5 protein-coding genes are annotated in these 2,925 nt (G+C 68.5%); 2 read left to right on the top strand and 3 right to left on the bottom strand.

The window, feature by feature from the left end:
- Positions 1 to 661, top strand: a 661-nt coding sequence (locus Q8Q77_RS15985; protein ID WP_305584631.1) for a TCP-1/cpn60 chaperonin family protein, incomplete at its 5' end; no start/stop codon positions are given.
- A 64-nt stretch (positions 662 to 725) separates the two neighbouring features.
- On the opposite strand, the gene Q8Q77_RS15980 is transcribed toward Q8Q77_RS15985, so the two are convergent.
- On the bottom strand, positions 726 to 1,079 hold the full coding sequence (locus Q8Q77_RS15980) for a phage holin family protein (protein WP_305584629.1): 354 nt from the start codon (positions 1,077 to 1,079) through the stop codon (positions 726 to 728).
- 72 nt (positions 1,080 to 1,151) lie between these two features.
- Between Q8Q77_RS15980 and Q8Q77_RS15975 the strand changes: the two genes are divergently transcribed.
- Positions 1,152 to 1,361, top strand: coding sequence for a 4-oxalocrotonate tautomerase family protein (locus Q8Q77_RS15975; protein ID WP_305584628.1), 210 nt, complete (start codon positions 1,152 to 1,154; stop codon positions 1,359 to 1,361).
- On the opposite strand, the gene Q8Q77_RS15970 is transcribed toward Q8Q77_RS15975, so the two are convergent.
- A complete protein-coding gene (locus Q8Q77_RS15970) occupies positions 1,358 to 2,197 on the bottom strand; it encodes a TIGR00282 family metallophosphoesterase (RefSeq protein WP_305584627.1) in 840 nt (279 codons plus the stop codon). The two genes, Q8Q77_RS15975 and Q8Q77_RS15970, sit on opposite strands and share 4 nt — an antisense overlap.
- A gap of 5 nt (positions 2,198 to 2,202) precedes the next feature.
- Positions 2,203 to 2,925: 5-formyltetrahydrofolate cyclo-ligase (locus Q8Q77_RS15965; protein ID WP_305584625.1), on the bottom strand; the 723-nt coding region annotated here is incomplete at its 5' end.

Here is a 2,925-nt window from a genome sequence, read left to right as displayed (position 1 = left end):
CACCACCATCGTCGACGGCGTCGGCGCCAAGGACGCGATCGAAGCCCGCATCGGCCAGATCAAGCGTCAGATCGAGGACACCACCTCGGACTACGACAAGGAAAAGCTGCAAGAGCGTCTGGCCAAGCTGGCCGGCGGCGTTGCGGTGATCCGAGTCGGCGGCGCCACCGAAGTCGAAGTGAAGGAAAAGAAGGACCGCGTCGACGACGCCCTCAACGCGACCCGCGCGGCCGTGGAAGAAGGCATCGTCCCCGGCGGCGGCGTGGCTCTGCTTAAGGCGTCCAAGGCTCTGGACGGCTTCAAGGGTGACAATGACGACCAGGAAGCCGGCGTCGCCATCGTGCGCCGCGCCCTGCAGGCCCCGATCCGTCAGATCGTGGAAAACGCGGGCGTCGAAGGCTCCATCGTGGTCGGCAAGGTGCTCGAGAACGCCTCGCCCACCTTCGGCTTCAACGCCCAGACCGAAGAGTATGTGGACATGGTCCAGGCCGGCGTCATCGACCCGGCCAAGGTGGTCCGCACGGCTCTGCAGGACGCGGCCTCGGTCGCCGGCCTGCTGATCACCACCGAAGCCGCCATCGTCGAGGCCCCCAAGAAGGGCGGCGGCGCTCAAGGCGGCGGCATGGGCGGCATGGGCGGCATGGGCGACATGGACTTCTAGTCCAGGTCCAACCGACCAACAGATCGAGGGCGGGGCCGAAAAGGTTCCGCCCTTTTTCTATGGGTCAGCCCTTCTTCGCGTCGCCGATGACGATGGCGCCGATCCAGCTCACCACACCGGTGATGATGGCGGCGAGCAGGCCGGGGACCAGGCCGGTGACCGTGAAGCCTGGCAACAGCCAGGCCACCAGCCCGATCATGGCGGCGTTGAGCACCAGCAGCCACAGGCCGAGCGTGATGATGGTCAGCGGCAGGGTGAGCACGAACAGGATCGGCCGCAGGATAGCGTTGACGATCCCCAGCAGCAGGGCGGCGATCAGCAGGTCGACGATCCCGCTATAGCTGACGCCCGGCAGCAGGTAGGCGGCGAGCGCGAGGCCGAGCGCCCCGAAGACGATACGGGCGAGGAAACGGGTCATGCGGGGCTCCCAGAGGCTTGCGGCGAAGCTTTGCGCGCTTAAGTGTCGGCGGCAATCCCCGAGGAGGTCTCCATGCCCTACGTCAATATCCGCATCACGCCCGGCGCCACCGAAGACCAGAAGGCGCAGCTGATCGCCGGGGCCACCGACCTGCTGGTCAAGGTGCTGAACAAGAATCCGGCCACCACCTTCGTGATCATCGACGAGGTGCAGACCGAGGACTGGGGCGTCGCCGGCGAGAGCGTGGCGGCGCGCAACCGCAAGGCCGCAGCCAAGACCTAGCCGACGGCGACCGTTTCCAGTGACGGGATGCTCTGCGATAGGCGCCCTCCGACCCGGATGGGCTCGACGCGCAGCGCCAAGCCCGTGGCGTCGTCGGTCTCGACGAAGACGCCGCAGACCGTGGCCGGCCCCTCGGCGGGCTTGTAGCGGCCGCCCGAGATGCGGGTGGTGAACCGCCGCAGCGGCTCTTCCTTCTGGTTGCCGATGACGCTGTCATAGTCGGCGCAGGCGCCGGCGTCGGTCTGGTAGGCGGTGCCGCCGTTCAGGATCTGGCAGTCGGCGGTCGGCACATGGGTATGGGTGCCCACCACCAGGCTGGCGCGGCCGTCGCAGAAATGGCCCATGGCCATCTTCTCGCTGGTGGCCTCGGCGTGCATGTCCACCACCACGGCGTCGACCGCCATGCCCAGGGGGCAAGCCTCCAGCTCCCTGTCCACCGAGGCGAACGGGTCGTCGAGGCTGTCCATGTGCACGCGGCCCAGCACGTTGATCACCAGGATGCGGCGGCCCTTGTCGGTCTCGAACATCTGCGAGCCCCGGCCGGGCGTGTCGGCGAACAGCGGATAGTTGACCGGCCGGATCAGGCGCGGTTCGCGCACGATATAGGTCAGCGCCTCCTTCTGGTCGAAGGAGTGGTTGCCCAGGGTCAGGCAGTCGGCGCCGGCGTCGAACAGCTCGCGCGCGGTGTTCTCGGTGATCCCGAAGCCGGCGGCGGCGTTCTCGGCGTTGACGATGACGAATTCGAGGTCGAGGCGGCGGCGCAGGGCCGGCAGATGGTCGGCCAGGCCCTCGCGGCCCGAGCGTCCCACGATGTCCCCGAAGAAAGCAAAGCGCATGGAAATTAGTCCTTTCGGACGTGGATATAGCCGCTTTCCGTCAGAATGGCGTCCAACCTCTGATCGTGGGCTTCGCAGGGGACGGCCTCGACCTCCTGGCCGGCATAGGCCAGGCCCAGGACGAAGACCGGCTTGTGGGCGCGGAGCTCGGCGATGGTGCGGTCATAGTGGCCGCCGCCCTGTCCCAGCCGCCCGCCCTTCCGGTCGAAGGCCAGCAGCGGACAGACGATGAGGTCGGGGTGCAGCACCGGGGCGTGGCGCGGCGGGGCCGGCACGCCGAACAGGTCGGGCTGGGGCGTGTCGCGCTCGTCCCAGGCGCGGAACACCAGCGGCTGTTCGTGCGCCTCGCAGACCGGCAGAGCGAAGAAGGCCCCAGTGCGAGCCAGGCGGCGGATCAGGGGGCTGGGGTCGATCTCGGCGCCGACCGCGTGATAGCCGCTGAAACAGGCGAAGGCCGGCAGGCGCTCCAGCATCAGGTGCTGGGCGGCGGCCTGGGCCGCGTCCGGCGCGGCGGCGGCCAGCTTCCGGCGGCGGCGGCGCAGTTCCGCGCGCAGACGGGTCTTGGTGGGTTCGGGGATCACCTCGCCAGCATAGGCGAAGGGTGGCGGCGCCGCGAGAGCCGTGAAGGACGGTTGAATCCCCTCGACCTGGATAACCAGGTGGGCGCCGTTTTGCCCGGTCCCACGGGACCGGCCAGGGACAGCTCCCTTAGAGTGAATTAAGGTCGC

It is taken from the genome of Phenylobacterium sp. (assembly GCF_030698145.1).
Lineage (GTDB): Bacteria > Pseudomonadota > Alphaproteobacteria > Caulobacterales > Caulobacteraceae > Phenylobacterium.
Note: the sequence above shows the minus strand (reverse complement) of the source record. Positions and strands in the feature narration are given on the sequence as shown.

Bases quoted from the DNA above. Each gene is read 5' to 3' on its own strand.
- Q8Q77_RS15980 (WP_305584629.1), bottom strand. From the start codon at position 1,079: ATGACCCGTTTCCTCGCCCGTATCGTCTTCGGGGCGCTCGGCCTCGCG.
- Q8Q77_RS15970 (WP_305584627.1), bottom strand. From the start codon at position 2,197: ATGCGCTTTGCTTTCTTCGGGGACATCGTGGGACGCTCGGGCCGCGAG.
- Q8Q77_RS15975 (WP_305584628.1), top strand. From the start codon at position 1,152: ATGCCCTACGTCAATATCCGCATCACGCCCGGCGCCACCGAAGACCAG.